16 protein-coding genes are annotated in these 15,653 nt (G+C 66.5%); all 16 read right to left on the bottom strand.

From position 1 onward, the window contains the following. Positions 1-90: 90 nt before the first annotated feature. On the bottom strand, positions 91-1,368 hold the full coding sequence (locus ACQP1T_RS28570) for an FAD-binding oxidoreductase (RefSeq protein ID WP_433756132.1): 1,278 nt from the start codon (positions 1,366-1,368) through the stop codon (positions 91-93). Positions 1,369-1,420: 52 nt separating this feature from the next. Beyond that, a complete protein-coding gene (locus ACQP1T_RS28565) occupies positions 1,421-2,980 on the bottom strand; it encodes an alkaline phosphatase D family protein (protein WP_433756131.1) in 1,560 nt (519 codons plus the stop codon). 74 nt (positions 2,981-3,054) lie between these two features. After that, positions 3,055-3,519 carry a nitroreductase/quinone reductase family protein gene (locus tag ACQP1T_RS28560; protein WP_433756130.1) on the bottom strand — a complete coding sequence of 155 codons (465 nt, stop codon included), beginning with the start codon at positions 3,517-3,519 and terminating at the stop codon, positions 3,055-3,057. A gap of 125 nt (positions 3,520-3,644) precedes the next feature. Next, complete coding sequence (locus ACQP1T_RS28555) at positions 3,645-3,872, bottom strand: hypothetical protein (RefSeq protein WP_433756129.1); 228 nt, start codon at positions 3,870-3,872, stop codon at positions 3,645-3,647. Beyond that, positions 3,869-5,491, bottom strand: a complete 1,623-nt coding sequence (qcrB, locus tag ACQP1T_RS28550; protein WP_433756128.1) for a cytochrome bc1 complex cytochrome b subunit — start codon at positions 5,489-5,491, stop codon at positions 3,869-3,871. The genes ACQP1T_RS28555 and qcrB overlap by 4 nt, the downstream gene beginning before the upstream one ends. 163 nt (positions 5,492-5,654) lie before the next feature. Then, the gene (locus tag ACQP1T_RS28545; protein WP_433756127.1) at positions 5,655-6,530 is read right to left on the bottom strand and encodes a hypothetical protein; all 876 of its coding nucleotides are present in this window, start codon (positions 6,528-6,530) and stop codon (positions 5,655-5,657) included. 142 nt (positions 6,531-6,672) lie between these two features. Further along, entirely contained in the window at positions 6,673-7,365 is a 693-nt protein-coding gene (locus ACQP1T_RS28540; protein ID WP_433756126.1) for a phosphoribosylanthranilate isomerase, read from the bottom strand. A gap of 89 nt (positions 7,366-7,454) precedes the next feature. Next, a complete protein-coding gene (locus ACQP1T_RS28535; RefSeq protein WP_433756125.1) occupies positions 7,455-8,180 on the bottom strand; it encodes a lysophospholipid acyltransferase family protein in 726 nt (241 codons plus the stop codon). A gap of 134 nt (positions 8,181-8,314) precedes the next feature. Beyond that, the gene (locus ACQP1T_RS28530) at positions 8,315-9,328 is read right to left on the bottom strand and encodes an ROK family protein (RefSeq protein ID WP_433756124.1); all 1,014 of its coding nucleotides are present in this window, start codon (positions 9,326-9,328) and stop codon (positions 8,315-8,317) included. Beyond that, positions 9,325-9,789, bottom strand: coding sequence for a hypothetical protein (locus ACQP1T_RS28525; RefSeq protein WP_433756123.1), 465 nt, complete (start codon positions 9,787-9,789; stop codon positions 9,325-9,327). The genes ACQP1T_RS28530 and ACQP1T_RS28525 overlap by 4 nt, the downstream gene beginning before the upstream one ends. Before the next feature lie 64 nt (positions 9,790-9,853). Continuing rightward, entirely contained in the window at positions 9,854-11,146 is a 1,293-nt protein-coding gene (locus ACQP1T_RS28520; protein WP_433762404.1) for an ArsA family ATPase, read from the bottom strand. Next, a complete protein-coding gene (locus ACQP1T_RS28515) occupies positions 11,146-11,583 on the bottom strand; it encodes an SRPBCC family protein (RefSeq protein ID WP_433756121.1) in 438 nt (145 codons plus the stop codon). The genes ACQP1T_RS28520 and ACQP1T_RS28515 overlap by 1 nt, the downstream gene beginning before the upstream one ends. 45 nt (positions 11,584-11,628) lie before the next feature. Next, the gene (locus ACQP1T_RS28510) at positions 11,629-12,018 is read right to left on the bottom strand and encodes a polyketide cyclase / dehydrase and lipid transport (RefSeq protein WP_433756119.1); all 390 of its coding nucleotides are present in this window, start codon (positions 12,016-12,018) and stop codon (positions 11,629-11,631) included. Positions 12,019-12,067: 49 nt separating this feature from the next. Then, complete coding sequence (locus ACQP1T_RS28505; protein ID WP_433756118.1) at positions 12,068-13,195, bottom strand: glycosyltransferase family 4 protein; 1,128 nt, start codon at positions 13,193-13,195, stop codon at positions 12,068-12,070. 388 nt (positions 13,196-13,583) lie between these two features. Continuing rightward, positions 13,584-14,582 (bottom strand): hypothetical protein, encoded by a 999-nt coding sequence (locus tag ACQP1T_RS28500; RefSeq protein ID WP_433756117.1) that lies wholly within the window; start codon positions 14,580-14,582, stop codon positions 13,584-13,586. Positions 14,583-14,588: 6 nt separating this feature from the next. Beyond that, positions 14,589-15,614, bottom strand: a complete 1,026-nt coding sequence (locus tag ACQP1T_RS28495) for an NlpC/P60 family protein (protein WP_433756116.1) — start codon at positions 15,612-15,614, stop codon at positions 14,589-14,591. Positions 15,615-15,653 lie beyond the last annotated feature (39 nt).

Genomic DNA, 15,653 nt, shown 5'->3' with positions numbered 1-15,653 from the left:
GCCGAAGTCGACCGCCGTCGCCAACAGATAGCCGAACCGCTCGATGGCGGTAAAGCTATTTGTCGGCGACTATATGCGGCGCGACACAGTCTAATCCGTGGAGTCGTACCGCAGGGCGTGTTCGGATGTGCAGATCTCGTCGATTCCGGTGACGATGTCGCGCAACAGTTCTGAGGGCAGCGCCGAGGGCCGCAAACGGCAGGTGAAGGTGATCAGTCCGTGGTCCTCGACCGCGAGTCCGCGCGCTTGCGCCTCCGCACGCAGGTACTTCGAGCGCACGCCGTAGGTCATCGCGGAGATGACGGTGAAGCAGCCGGTCCGTTCCCGGTGTCCAGCAAACAAATCGTGCAGTCTGTAGAAAACCGAGGCGTAGGTCGACAGCGGCGCGAAAATCGCCACCCGGTAAGCGGGTCCGCGTTCGGAGGAGCTGATGACGGTATCGGCCAGATACTCAGCGTCACGCAGCGTCAGCACCTTCGGGGCGAACATGAGCGCGCCCGCCGCGGCATTGCGCACCGGCGCGCCCGCGCGCCCGCCCGCGGCAGAGGCGATGACGCCCAACGACTTCCTGGTCTTGGTGCCGACCTCACGACGCGCACGCAGCGAACGCGTGGGCGTGGTGGGGTAGAGGCTCGACCACTGACCGAACCGCACGGTCCCCAACTGCACGTGTCCGGTGCCGACCGGACGCGACACCTTCAGCGGCGCGGTATCGACCCAACGACCGACCTGCAGTGCGACATTGCCCGGCCGGGCGATTTCGGCGTAGGCGTGTTCGACGAAGGAGTCGAAGTCCAGGAAGCGATCGGCATCGGTGGTGAGCCAGGTGTGGTCCTTATCGATATCGACCGCATCGAGGGTGAGCGCGGTGATGATGCCCGCGCGCCCGCCCGCGCCGAGGATCCGGTGGAAGCGCTCGGTGTGGTGGTTGCGTCCGCAGGTGCCGATGCGTCCGTCCGGATCGACGTACTCCAGGTCCACGATCTGATCGATGAACATGCCGTACTTGTGCGATGCCGTGCTGACACCGCCGACCGAGGCGAAACCGCCCGCGGTGATATCGCGGTGGTCGCCGACGATCGGCAGACCGAGTCCGTGCGCGCCGAGGCGACGATCGATATCGGAGAGTTTGGCCCCCGCCTGCACGCGCACGGTGCGCCTGCCGAGGTTGATATCGAGCACCGCGTTCATCTTGCGCAGCGAAACCACCGCGCGCGGATCGGGTAACGACAGACCATCGTCGATCGGTTCGCCGCCACGCACCGTGAGGTTCTCCGCGCGACCGCGTGAATTCCGCACCGTACGAACGACATCCGCGGTGTCACGAGGTAGATATTCTTCGGCGGCGACAGTGTGCGGCGTGCTCATGGACCGAAAGCTAACCACAGCGCGGCCTCCGATGCTCGTTCGATCTTGTCTGTTATCGGACCGGCGGCGCGAGCCGCTGGCTGAACAGGACGGATCCGGTCGCATCGCAGAGATTGACCGTCAGTTCCCTTGACTTGCCGTCGATCAGCACCTCGCCGAAATGTTGGAAGCCGTCCAGCGGTGCGGCGTTCTGAACGGGCGGCGCGTGCACGAAAACCGCCTCCGGACCGAAGGTGCCGTCGAGCGGATTCGGGCCGAACGCACCGGCATTCAGCGGTCCGGACACGAACTCCCAGAACTCGTCGAAGTCGGTGAAGGCGGCGCGCGCGGGCGAGTAGTGGTGAGCCGCGGTGTAATGCACATCCGCGGTCAGCCAGACCACGCCGCCGACCTTGTTCGCCTTGATCGCCGAGAGCACTTGCGCGATTTCGGTTTCCCGGCCGGACGGGGCGCCGTTGTCGGCATTGGCGGGGCCCTCGTAGGCCGTCACTTTCTGTTCACCGTCCTTGACGACAAGGCCGAGCGGCAGATCGTTGGCGACGATTTTCCAGGTGGCCTTGGAGTCGCGCAGACCTTCGATGAGCCACTTCGTCTGTTCCGGACCGAAGATGCGACCGTTGGGTCCGTTGTCGATGTCGTTGGTGTCCTTATAGGTCCGCATATCGAGCACGAAGATGTCCAGCAGCGGGCCGTAGGAGATCTTGCGGTAGAGGCGGCCGTCGACGGCCTCTTCGGGCTCCAATGGCATCCACTCGTGGAAGGCCTGCCAGGAGCGCGTCGCCAGGGTGTCCATGCTGCGCTCGCGGTAGCCCTTGGTCTCGGCGACCAATCCGCCGTGGTACCAGTTGTTGACGGTTTCGTGGTCGTCCCACTGGACCACCTGAGCGACCGCGGCATTGAAGCGACGGTAATTCTGGTCGGTCAGGTTGTAGGCGTAGTTGCCGCGGAACTGGTCCAGCGTCTGCGCGACAGCGCTTTTCGCCTCGGAGACGGTATTGCGCCAGATCCGGCCGTCGGGCAGCGTCACCGATTCCTGCAGCGGAACATCGGCGTAGATGGAATCGCCGGAGTGGATGAACAGGTGCGGGTCGCGCGCGGCCATGGCGGAGAAGATCTTCATACCGCCGAGTTCGGGGTTGATGCCGTAGCCCTGGCCGACCACATCGCCGGACCACTGCAGTTTGATATCGGACGCGCTGCTGGGCACGGTGCGGAAGACGCCGGTGATCGGTTCGGAGCTGGCCCCGTCCTCGCCTTCGAGGGTGACCCGATAGTGCACCTGCTGGCCCGCGGGCAGACCGTTGACGCGCACGCGTCCGGTGCCGTCGGAATCCGGGGTGAGCAGCGGGCCGGTGAATCGTTTGGCGTCGGTGAAGGATTCGGTGGCGGCGGTCTCCACGATCAGCTTCGCGGGCTGATCGGAGCGCGCCCAGATCAGCGCGCCGTCGGTGCGCGGATCGCCCACCGCGACGCCGTGCGTGAGATTCGGGCGCGCGCGCACCAGTGCGGGCCCGTCGTTCGAGCAGGCCGCCAGGGCGGGGAGCGCGACGAGACCGAGGGCGGAGGTGCGCAGCAGGGTGCGCCGGGAGACGCCGAAGTCCGAACCAGTCATCGGCCCACCTTGGCGCAGGGAGCCCAACACCATGTGAACTCCCATCGTCGACTGGGCCAACAGGCGAGGCGGTATCAGCTGCGCGGTCGGAGTTCGATGATCGGGATGAGCCGGTCGGTCTTCTTCTGGTAGCCGAGATAGCGCGGTTGCACGGCCGTGATCTGCTGCCAGGCCTGTTCACGTCGTTCGCCGTCCAACTGTTCGGCCGTGACGTGGTACTTCGTGCCGCCCACCTCGGCCCACACTTGATCCGGATGCGCGGCGATATTGTGATACCAGCCCGGATGCTGGATCGCGCCGCCCATGGAGGCGACGACCAGCCAGCCGCCGTCATCGGCCGGGAACCGGCTCACGGTCACCCGACGTTCCGCACCGCTCTTCGCGCCGACGGTGGTCAGATACACCAGGTCCATCCCCATGAATCGGTCGTGGCGGAATCGGTGATATCGCTCCATCGCCCGGGTGAGGAAACGGAATACCGGATTGGGTGAGGGCGGTCGGGAACCCCGGGTTCCCGCCGGAATCTTCTGAAAGCTCATGATCCGCTCCCATACCGCTCGGAACTGTCTCCCTGACAGCATTCCACTTCGGTGATCATTTCGTGGCCGGTCGCCAGATGATCGAAGACCCCGAGCCGAGATGGCTCGGGGTCTTCCGGGCGCCTTCAGATGGTGTTGTCGCAGAGGATTTCGAATGCGCGGACGGCGTCCTCCGGGAAGACGAGCACGCGATGGCGGGCGGGGTTGGCCGAGCCGATGGTGGCGCGGATCCCGTTATCGCGCAAAAGGTCGCGGACCGTGCGGGCGGTGGTTTCGGTGGCCACCGTCGCGGCCGCGACAAGCAGGCCGAAGTCCTCGGTAACCGGCTCATGCGAGCGCGTGAGCCACATCATGGGGTGTGCCTTTCGCCGTCGGAGATTCGGTCCTGGTACTTCTGCAGCACGGCGAGCTGTTTGCGCTCCTCGGCGTGCTCGATCTCGAAGAATCGCTCGGATTCCGCCACCGGATCGGGCCGCAGAAAGCTGCCGGTTCCCGGTTTGCCCGCCGAACCGAGTTTGTTCATCTTCTTCGGGATCGCCGCGCCCTGGTAGGCCAGTGGGATCGGATGGCCGTGCTCGTCGACCGGTCCGAGCGCCTGGTGCACCTCGACGTACTCACCGTGCGGCAGTCGCTTGATTATGCCGGTTTCGATGCCGTGCTCCAGCACCGCCCGGTCACTGCGCTGCAGACCGATACAGAACCTATAGGTGATGAGGTACGCGATCGGCGGCGCGACCAACAGGCCGATGCGGCCCATCCAGGTGGTGGCATTGAGCGAGATGTCGAACTTCAACGCGATGATGTCATTGACGCAGCTGAGCGTCAGCACCAGATAGAAGGTGATCGCCATCGCGCCGATTCCGCTGCGCACCGGCACATCTCGCGGCCGCTGCAACAGATTGTGCGCCGCGTAATCCTTGGTGAGTCGCTTTTCGATCCAGGGATAGGCGGGCAGGATCACGATCACCAGCCCCATCACCAGAGCAACCCAGAACGCCGCCGGAATGGTGTAGTTGCCGAGGTATATCTCCCACGGCGGCATGAGCCGGGCCAGGCCGTCGGTCCACATCATGTAGAAGTCCGGCTGTGAACCCGCCGACACCTGCGCCGGGTTGTATGGCCCGAGCTCCCAGATCGGATTGATCTGGAAGACACCGCCCATGACCGCCACTGTGGCGAGGGTGAACATGAAGAACGCACCCTGGTCCGCGGCGAAGACCGGCACGATGCGCGCACCGATGACATTGCGCTCGGTGCGGCCGGGCCCCGGGAATTGCGTGTGCTTCTGATACCAGACCAGGGCGATATGCGCGGCGATCAGCGCGAGCATGATGCCGGGGAACAGCAGCACATGCGTGATGAACAGGCGCGGAATCAGCACGTCGCCCGGAAATTCGCCGCCGAACAGGGCGAAGTGGATCCAGGTTCCGACGATCGGGACGCTCATCGCGATACCGCCGAGCGGTGAACGCAGGCCGGTGCCCGACAGCAGGTCATCGGGCAGGCTGTAGCCGAAGTAGCCCTCGAACATGGCCAGCACCAACAGCGTCGAGCCGATCACCCAGTTCGCTTCGCGCGGTTTGCGGAACGCGCCGGTGAAGAAGATCCGCAGGCAGTGCACGATGATCGCGGCCAGGAACATCAGTGCGGCCCAATGGTGTACCTGCCGGACGAACAGACCGCCGCGCACCTCGAACGAAATGTCCAGTGAGCTGGCATATGCCGCCGACATGTGCACACCGCGCAGCGGTTGATACGCGCCGTCGTAGACCACCTCGGTCATCGACGGATCGAAGTACAGCGTCAGGTAGATGCCGGAGATCAGCAGAATGATGAAGCTGTACAAGGCGATCTCGCCGAGCAGGAAGGCCCAGTGCGTCGGAAAGACCTTATTGATCGACCGTTTCACGAAGGCCGCGGCACGGTAGCGCTCGTCCGCGGCGTCGGCATGGTTGGCCGCGCTCGAGCTCATCGCGGGGTCCCGTCCGAGCCGAGTGGTGCCACCTCGTAACGAATGAACAGCACAGGCATTGAAATCTCCTTCGCGATCGGAAGCCGGTACGCATAAGACGGTTGAGCGGTCCGAAACGTGACGGCCTGGATGCGAGCGGTGCTGCTGTGTGACGGAGATCTCGTCAGGGGTCGGGGAGTTCGTTCAATGCGGCGAGGAAGTCGTCCGACGGATAGATGCAGAGCGACTCACCGGTGTGCTGGGAGGCGGCGGCCAGCTCGATGGCGCCACCGTGCCACCAGTAGACATCCTGGCTGACCGGCCACGGGCGCTGCGTGTAATCGAGCACCGCGACCTGGGCAAGCACCGTGGTGGCCTGGACCACTTCGAGATTCGCCACGGGGTGGGCGTAGATATGGCGCTGGGTCGGCACCACGAATACCGCACCCGCCGGTCCGATCACCGGATACTCGTCGAGCCAGCACGCGTGCGCGGTGATGTAATCGGAAATGCCGCACAGCATGGTGATCTCGACACCGTCGGCGGTCGGCGTATCGATCCTATGGGTGAGCACTTCCAGCGGACCGTCGCCGCGGGTGTTCTGCTCGGCGAGGGCGAACAGGTCGTCTTCGTCGATCGGCCACTGCCGCAACATCGCATAGGTGACCGGAGCCATGGTGTGAACCTGATCGATCAGCACCCTCTGGATCAGCCCTGGCGCGACCTGGCGACGCACCACATCCGGCGCACCGCCGTGCCCGGAGTAGAGCCGAGTCCTGATGAGACCCTGCATCATCGCGAAGTCACCGGTATCGAGCGGATCACTGTCGACCTCCAGATCGACCAGCCCGGTACTCAGATAATCCGCCACCAGTGCGGGCCACTGATCCGGCGGCTCATCCGCGGCCATCCGCCGCAAATTCGTCAGCCCGACCATCACATCCCCCGCCGGCCCGGACAACATCACGTCATCGGCCGCCGCAACATGACACGAATACCCCAGCTGATGCGCCGCCGCCACAGCGAGAGACAACAACAGATCCGGCGCTACCTCCGACACCGTGACTCCCTCGCTCGTCTTGCGGTGCACCAGCTTTCACCACCGCACGCCCGCAGTTGCCGCACTCGGAACACGTACCCCCCCGTGATTGTGCCCTCCAGCCGCGACCCGCACCCCGGTGTTGGGCCAGATCGCTCAGCTGTCAGACGCCATGGGTTCGGACCGTCGTCCGCCCGCGTGGCGGGTTCTGCGCCGCTGCCACGAACGCCGCACATGCATCGGGATCTTTATCCCCGGTGGCTGTTTCGACTCCGCTATTGACATCCACCGCGAACGGACGCACCCGTGCGATGGCATCGGCGACATTGTCCGGACCGAGACCACCGGCGAGGATCACCGGGCAGCCCAGTTCCCGCAGCGCCGCCACGACGGCCGCACTCACCGACCAGTCGTGTGTGCGTCCGGTCCCGCCCAATCGATCCGCCGTGCGCGAATCGAGCAGCACCGCATCGCAATTCGCGGCGGCCTGACGTGCGATATCCATGGCCTCGGGTCCGGTGACATGCACAGCCTCGATGATTTTTCGGCCACCGGCGCTCTTGCGAACTTCACGAACCGTGTCGATGGTGACCAGCCCGTGGACCTGGATCGCGTCCACCCCGACGCGGTCGGCCAGATCCACGATCGCCGCCGCGTCCTCCAGATGGGTGACCAGGACCCGGGTGACGAAGGGCGGAGCGAGCCGCGACAGCGCCGCGGCGCGCTCGACGTCGAGGGCATCTTCGCTGAGATGGGTGATACCGGAGATGAATCCGATGGCGTCGGCACCGGCGGCCAGCGCGATCCCCAGATCGTCTTCGGACCTGATCCCGCAAATCTTGGCGCGCACCGTCACGAATGAACGATATGCGCACCGGGCGGTCGAGTCGCCGAAACAGAACGAGCCCGGTGCGTTCGGCACCGGGCTCGTGGAGGTCGGAGGGCCTAGCTGGCGGCCGTCTCCGGGATGCGGGTGGGTTCGGGGGCGGAACCGCTGGGGACGCCCTTCTTCAGGCTGGCTGCGTAGACGTCGACGTATTCCTGGCCGCCGAGTCGCATGAGTTCGTACATGACCTCATCGGTGACGGCGCGTTCGACGAAGCGGTTGCCGCCCATGCCCTCGTAGCGGGAGAAGTCGATGGGGGCGCCGAATTTGACGGTCACCTTGTGGCGGCGCCAGCGGAACGGGCCGGGCGGGCAGACCTCGAAGGTGCCGATGACGGCGACCGGGATGACGGGGACGCCGGTCTCGAGCGCGAGGCGGGCCAGGCCGGTCTTGCCCTTGTATAGGCGACCGTCGGGGGAGCGGGTGCCCTCCGGGTAGAGGCCGACGAGGTGACCCTTGTCGAGCAGTTTGCGCGCGGCATTGAGCGCGTCCTCGGCCGCGGAGGCGCCGCTGCGGTCGATCGGGTACTGCCCGGTGGCGCTGAAGAAGAACTTCTGCAGCCGACCCTTGAAGCCCGGGGCGGTGAAGTATTCGGCCTTGGCGAGATAGCTGATCCGACGCGGGCTCATCAGCGGAGCGAACAACCAGTCCGAGAAGGACAGATGGTTCCCGGCCAGGATGGCCGGTCCGTCGGCGGGGATATGCTCAACGCCTTCGACCGTCGGACGGTTGTAGAGGTGCATGAACGGTCCTGGGAACAGGTACTTCAGCATCCAGTAGAGCATGGCGTCCTAACCCCCGCGGCCGGGATCGTTTACGGGTACAACCGTCAATTGCCGACTTTACCGCTGGGTACAGATCACATCCAAGCCGAGCGGCGTATCTCACCACATGTTCTCGAGTACTGATAACCGACCGCTCAGTGGGTGGAACGAGCCACCCAGGAACGGCCGCGGCCGGTCTCGGCAAGCGTGGCCCTGGCGAGCTCCGCCGCGCCGATCATCCCCGCCGCCTCGCCGAGCTGCGTGGTCCGGATCCTGGCGAGCGGTCGATGGCCCGCGCCGGTGATCGCCCGCGCGTACTCCTCGCGCGCCTCGTCCAGGAACTGCGGGGCCGAACTGCTTACGCCACCGGCGATCACGATCAGTCCGGGATCGAAGATATCGCTGACGAAGGCCAGCCCGAGCCCGAGCCAGCGGGCGAATTCGGCCATAACCGCAACGGCCAACGGGTCGCCGTCCTGGGCGGCCCCGGCAACCCGGCGTCCGGTCAGCGAACCGGGATCGCGCAGCACCTCGCGCGCGAGCACCGTCGAATGCACCGGGTCGGTGGCCAGCATTTCGATCGCGGTATCGACCAGAGCCGTTCCGCTGCAATACCTTTCCCAGCAGCCACGCTTACCGCACGGACAGGACCGGCCCTGCGGCACCACCTGCAGATGTCCCAGCTCCGGCGCGACGCCGTGCGTGCCCCGATACAATTCGCCGTCGATCAGCAGCGCCGCGCCGATGCCGGTGCCGATCGCGACGAGCACCGAATTGTGCCCGCCCGCCGCCGCGCCGAATCGGTACTCGGCCCACATGGCGGCATTGGCGTCGTGTTCGAGGATCACCGGTAGTTCGAGGCGTTCGGTGAGCCGCTGCGCGACCGGGGTGTCCTGCCAGGGCAGGTGCGGTGCGAAGCGCACCGTCGAGCGATCCGCGTTGATGAATCCGGCCACCGCCAGGCCGACCGCGCTGATCGGATGTCTGCGGCACAGTTCGCGGACCGCGCGGTCCAGCGCATTCTCCAGTGCCCGCGCCGAATGCGGTGTCGGCGCCACCACGGTGTCGAGCACCTCGCCGTCGCCGTCGACCACCGATGCGCGAATATTGGTGCCGCCGACGTCGATTCCGACGGTCAGCGGTCGCGCATCCGCCACTCGTGCCGTCATGCCTTGATCGTCACGGGGATGCCGATATAGCGGGATCGCTTGCGCCCGGAAGGTTTCGGCTGCGGTGCGCGGGTATCCGCTTCGGCGGGTGCGGATTCCGCGTCCGGTGTGTCGTCCTGCTGACCGTGAGCGAACGAATGATCATGCGGCACACCGTCTTCGGGCATCACCGGGTCGACCGGCACTCCGGCGAGGGCCTCGCGCAGCACCGTGACGATCGCGGTCCCGTGATCGGCCACCACCGCGAGCACGTCGTGATGTTCACCGCGCACCAGCGCCGCGGCCGCGCAGACCGGGCACCAACTGCAGTTCGACCAGTCCGGCTGTCCGTCGGCGGCGCGCCGCAGCACGGGTTCGACCCGTTCGAGCACCGCCTCGGCCAGCAGCTTCAACTCCGCGGCGAATTCGCCGAGGCCCTCACCGGGCTCGGCAGCGCCGGGCCATTCGTTCGAATCGCTCATGCCTGCGCCTCGCTAGCACTCGGCTCCGGCATGCGCGATGCGCGCTGTGACATGATTCGCTCGCTCATACCGGCCACGCTTCCGGGTCCGGGAGGAACCGCACGATCAGATGGCCGTTGTCGAGTTCGGCGCCGTCGACCGTGCACCGTCGTAATACCGGCGCCAGGCGCACCCGGCGTCGGACCCCGTCCGCTCCCACGATCAAATCGTCCTCCACTCGTCCCAGTCGCAGCGTCGCCGGATCGACGACGGGCAGGTGCATCCGCAACGCGTACACCGAATGCAGACCGGTGCCCGATTCCAATCGAACCACCGGCTCGCCGGAACTTGTGCGAGCCTTCGCCGGATTGTCGCTCAGCTTCGAGTCGACATTCAACCGCTCACCCGAATCCATCGCATACGACAGCGCGGACAGGGACGTGAGCCCGACCGGTTCGGGCCCGGTGTGCTGTGCGATCAGCACCCGTGTCCCGTTCATACCCCGTTGCAGCCGGTTCACCACATCCAATTGCTCGGCGCGTCGATTCAGATACCACTGCACCGCGGGATGCGAGGCCACCTCCAGTGCGGTCGGCGGGGGCACGGCGGGCAGCACCTTGTTCACCACCACCGCGTCCAACCGCAGACCGAGTAGCGCCGCCGCCGAACGCATCCGCTCCGATTCGGCGATGGCGACCTGTTCGGCGACAGTGATCAGCCGCGCACCGGTGCGTCCGTGATCGGCCAGCAGATCGCGCACCTCGGTCACCGACTTGACGATCCGCTCGACCGTGCTGGCCAGCACCGCGCGCCGCAGATCGGCGCCGACCATACTCATCGCCCGCGCATGCGGCGGCCACATCCGCTCCACATATCCGAGCAGCGTTTCCGGCGCGGTGATGATGCGCAACATATCCGCCGAGGGCGGGCAGTCGACGACGATCACATCCCAGTCGTCCTCGGCGGCGAACTGGGTGATCTCCACCAGCATCAGCAGCTCCTGCACACCGGGCAGTCCGGTCAGCTCGGCCGGATCCAGTGCGGCCAGGTCGATGCCGTGATCGTGGTCGGTTCCGGTCGCGAGCACGCGCACCACCTCGCGGAACCGATCCTCCAGCAGCGCAAGGGAATCGACCTCGATGACATCGAGGCCGGGCAGCACGCTCGCGACGCCGGGCACGGTTCCGGGATCGTGCGGGAATCGGAAGCCGAGCGCGTCGCCGAGCGAATGCGCCTGATCCAGCGAGGCCACCAGCACCCGCTGCCCCGCCCTGGCATAGGACATGGCGGTAGCGCAGGCCAATGTCGTCTTGCCGACCCCGCCTTTGCCGATGAATAGTTCGACCCGAGTACCGGCCCCCTCGGGCTTGTGCGCGATCAGCCTTCGACCCGTTTCTTCAGTTCCTTGAGCGCGGTATCGGTGATCACCTTCTCGGCCTTGCGCTTGAACATGCCGATCATCGGGATATTCAGGTCGACGGTCAGCTCATAGATCACCTCGGTGGTGCCGTCGGGCTGGTCGACGAGTTCGTAGGTGCCGTCCTGCGCCTTCTGCAGATCACCGCTGATCAGCGTCCAGCTGACCGATTTATCGTCGGGCCGCCAAGTGTAGGACAGCACATAGGTGTCCTTGACGACTCCGGCATCCAGCACGAAGCGCGCGGTCCTGGCCCGGCCGTCGGCGCTCTTCTCCAGCACCTCAACGGTTTTCGCCGCCGAGACCCACTCCGGGTAGGACTCCAGATCGGCGATGACGGACATCACCCGCCGCGACGGTGCATCGATGATGATCGACCTCTGGGTCCTGTCGGCCATGGCGGACAACGATTCCTTTCAGCTGCTGTGCTGTGCTCGTGTGCGTCAGCGGGCGGTCGGGGCGGCGTGTGCCGGGGCGACACCGGCCGCGCGGCCCGCCTCGAGCCTGGCCTTGATCTCGAACGACATATCCTTGCCCGCCACCCGGCGCGCCCGATTGGCCGCGGCCGGATCCCGGGTCGGCGCCTTCGGTTCGGCGTGCAGGAAGTAATGCAGGATCACCCCGTCCAGGGCGGGCTCCAGCCATACTTCCATGGTTCCGGTCAGCGCACCGGTGACCGACCAGCGAATACCCTTGTCGGCCCGGTCTTCCCGGACGCCGAGGGTCAGATCGGGCCACCAGCGGCGCCAATTGTTCGCCCCGGCCAGGATCTCGGCGACCGCGGCCCCGGGGGCGGCGACAAACGTCTGATCAGCGACCTGAATACTGCTCACGGCCCGAGCGTAGTAGATCACAGCCCCAACTTGTGAGCCGCCGTCGCGTTTATTGCAGCAGTTGACGCAGCCGAGCGCCCAGGCTGTCCCAGCGCCACTGTTCCTCGACCCACGCGCGTCCCGCGGCGCCCATCTCGGCGGCGGCATCGCGATCGGACAGGATCTCGACGATGGCATCGGCGATCTCGGTGCTCTTGCGTCCGTCGACGACGCGGCCGGTCTTGCCCTCCAACACAGTCTCCGGCGCACCACCCGAACGTCCGGCGACCACCGGCACTCCGGACGCGGAGGCCTCCAGGTACACGATGCCGAGACCTTCGACATCGAGCCCGGCCCCTCGGGTGCGGCTGGGCATGGCGAACACATCGGCAAGGGTGTGGTGGGCCGCGAGTTCGCTGGACGGGACCCGGCCGGTGAAGACCACGTCATCGCTGACGCCGAGGGCCATTGCGAGCGCGTGCAACTTGTCCTCGTACGGTCCGCCGCCCGCGATCACCAGCACCGCACCGGGAATCCGCGCGCGGATCTCCAGCATGGCGACGATCAACGCGTCCTGTCCCTTGCGCGGAACCAGGCGGGACAGGCAGAGGATGGTCGGGCGATCGCCGAGGCCGTAGCGCTCGCGCAATTCCGCGCGCGCGGCCGGATCCGGCCGGAACACCTCTGTATCCACTCCCGGCGGCAGATATTCGAGCGCGGCATTCGGCCCGAACGCCGAGGCGAACCGGCCGCGGGTGTATCTGCTGACATAGGTGACGACATCGGTGTGCTCGCCGATCGCGCGCAGTGCCTGCCGCGCACCCGGCAGCATGGACCAGCCGACCTCGTGGCCGTGGGTACTCGCCAGAATCCGGGTGGCGCCCGCGCGTCGCAGCATCGGCGACAGCAGTGCCAGCGGCGCCGCCGCACCGAACCACACCGTGTCGCAGTTCTCGCTGCGCAGCAGGCGCGTGGCCCGCCGCAGCACCAGTGGTGTCGGCAGCATCAGCGTGGTCGGATGGCGCACCACCTGGAACTTCTGTTTAGCATCGAATTTCAGATGACTGTCGCCACGCCACCGCGGAGCGTAAACGACCAGATCATCGGGCGGCAGCTCACCGGCCAACGCCTGCAGATACGACTGGATACCGCCCGGCCGCGGCGGGAAATCATTGGTAACCAGCAGAGTTCGGGCCATGCGAACAAACTACTGGGTGGGATTTACCGCGCCTTCGGCACTCTGTCTATTTGCCGCGGCTCCGCCGCGGCGTGTTCGCGGCCCCTGGTGTCTCGCGGCTGACCCTTTCGAGCGACCTGCAAGCAGTCGCTAGCGGCGCCGTCGAGACTCGCGACTTCGTCGCATGCGCTTCGACGGCTCGGACGCGAGACGGGCCGCGAACGGGTCGCTCGTCAGACTCGCTCCGTGGTGGTCGGTGATGGCGGGGTGTTCGGCACCTGATGCACTCGGTGGGAGGAGTCCCGTGCCTGCGGCGCATGCGCTTCGACGGCTCGGACGTGAGACGGGCCGCGAACGGGTCGCTCGTAAGACTCGCTCCGTTGTGGTCGGGGATGCGGCGACGCTCGGCTCAAGTGGCTCGGGCCGACAACCAACCGCGCCAGGCGGCGACCAGTTCGTCACGGCTGGTGCCGAGGACATCGCGCATGATGCGGTCCTCGCTCGCGGGATCCTGTTTGCCCGCGGCGATGCGCCGGTAGAGCTCGACCAGGCGCGGCTGGTCGAATTTATCGGCGACGAACGCGCAGACGGTCCATGCCTGCTCATAGGCGGCGACGGCACCGCTGCCCGCGAAGTCGGCGGCGGTCGGGAGATCGCGCGGGACATCTCCGGCGCGAATGCGGGTGGTGACCGTCGGTGCGATATCGGCGAAATGGTGTCCGGTGCCGAGGTGGGCCACGAATTCGGCGAAGCCCTCGAGCATCCACTGCGGTGCGCCGTCGACGGTCTGGGCCCGGGTGGCGATATGGGTGAGCTCATGGCGCAGCAGGGTGCGCAGACCGTCGGCGTCGAGGCGACGTCCGGCATCGGAGCTGAAGACGACGCGCTGGCCGGTCGGCTTGGTGCCCGGTACGAACGGATCGGCGACCGAGGCCGCGGCGACATCGGCGGGCATGCTCGCACCCGAGCGCACCAGCGCGGCGAACTCCGACGGATTCGACGCGACGACCACCATCGCGGACTCGGCCCAGTCCGGCCCCCACACTCCGGTCACGGCCGTGGTCGCGGCGGCGAGTTCGCCCGCGAGCGTATCGATTTCGGCCCGCTGCCCCGGATGACCGACGACCAGGGACTGCTGGCCGCTCCCGGTCGGCACCTGCTCGGTGACCAGCTGTCCGAAGGGTTCGAGTGTGCGCCGCACCGCGGCAAGGCGCGGATCGTCATCGGCGGCGCGCAGGCTGCCGATCGAAGTCGGCTGGGCCGCATGCAGTTTCGGCAGTACCGAATTCGGCATCATCAGCAGTGCACCGCAGGTGCCGGTCAGTACTGCCACCATCGCGACGGTGGCGACGAACTGGAAGCGGCGCCGCACGAACAACCAGGCGCGGGCCCGCCGAAAGCTACTCATAGCTGTTCAGTATCGCCGAGCCGAGTGATAGGGCGTCGACCCCATCGGCGCAACGGCTACCGGAACCCCGAATGTGGAGGCGTGCAGCATCAATCCATTACCGGCGTAGATGCCGACATGGGAGATATCGGAGTAGAAGAACACGACGTCGCCGGGTTGCAGATCCGCCTTGTCCACCGGGGTGCCGTAGCTGGCCTGCTGCGAACTTGTCCGCGGCACATCCTTGCCGACCTGTTTGAAGGCCCACTGCACCAGGCCGGAGCAATCGAACTGATGCGGTCCGGTCGCGCCCCAGACATAGGGATCGCCGATGCGGGTGAGTCCGGCGGCCAATGCGCTGGTGCCGCTGCCGGGAACGAGTCCGCGCAGCAGGGTGTCGGTATCGAATCCGGGTGGGAAGGGCGATCCGGCCAATGCCGATTTGTCCTTGGTGGACAACTGACCCCACGCCTCGACCACCTGCGCGATGGATCCGGACAGACCGGCTCGCTTGCGCTCGAGGTCGGCACGCACCTGGTCGGCCTTATCGGAGGCCGCGCGGGCGGTATCGGCGGCGGCGCGTGCGGCCTTTTCCGCGTCGGTCGCGGCGGCGGTTGCCTGCTTGTAGAGATTGAGCTGCTCGGAGTTCTTGGCCGAGATCACGTCGATGGTGGACATCTGGTCGAGCAGACGCTGCGGCGAATCGCTCAGCAGCACAGCGGAGAGGCGGCTGGTGCGCGCGCCCTGATAGGCGGCGATTACGGTGCGATCGACAATCGGCTGGAACTTGCGGACTTCCTCGCGTGCCGCATCGGCGGTCTGCGTCGCCGCGGCGAGTTTGGCGTCCGCGTCGTGCAGCACGCCGAGTTTGGTATCGAGGTCGGCCTGTGCTTCGAGTGCCTGCTGATTGAGCTGCTCGGATTCGCGAGACAGATCGATCATCCGCTGCACGGCCTCACTGGCCGTGCTCGGCATGGCGGCCGGATCGGCTCCGGCTGGACTGCCACCGCAGAGTGCGGCGACTAGGACCGCCGCCGCGAATGCCCCTCCCACCAGACGTTTCGTGCGATGTCTCCGGTGATGTGCTGTCAC

Origin of the sequence: Nocardia sp. CA-135398, assembly GCF_050955845.1 — a bacterium.
GTDB lineage: Bacteria > Actinomycetota > Actinomycetes > Mycobacteriales > Mycobacteriaceae > Nocardia.
This window is presented reverse-complemented; position numbering and strand designations above follow the sequence as displayed.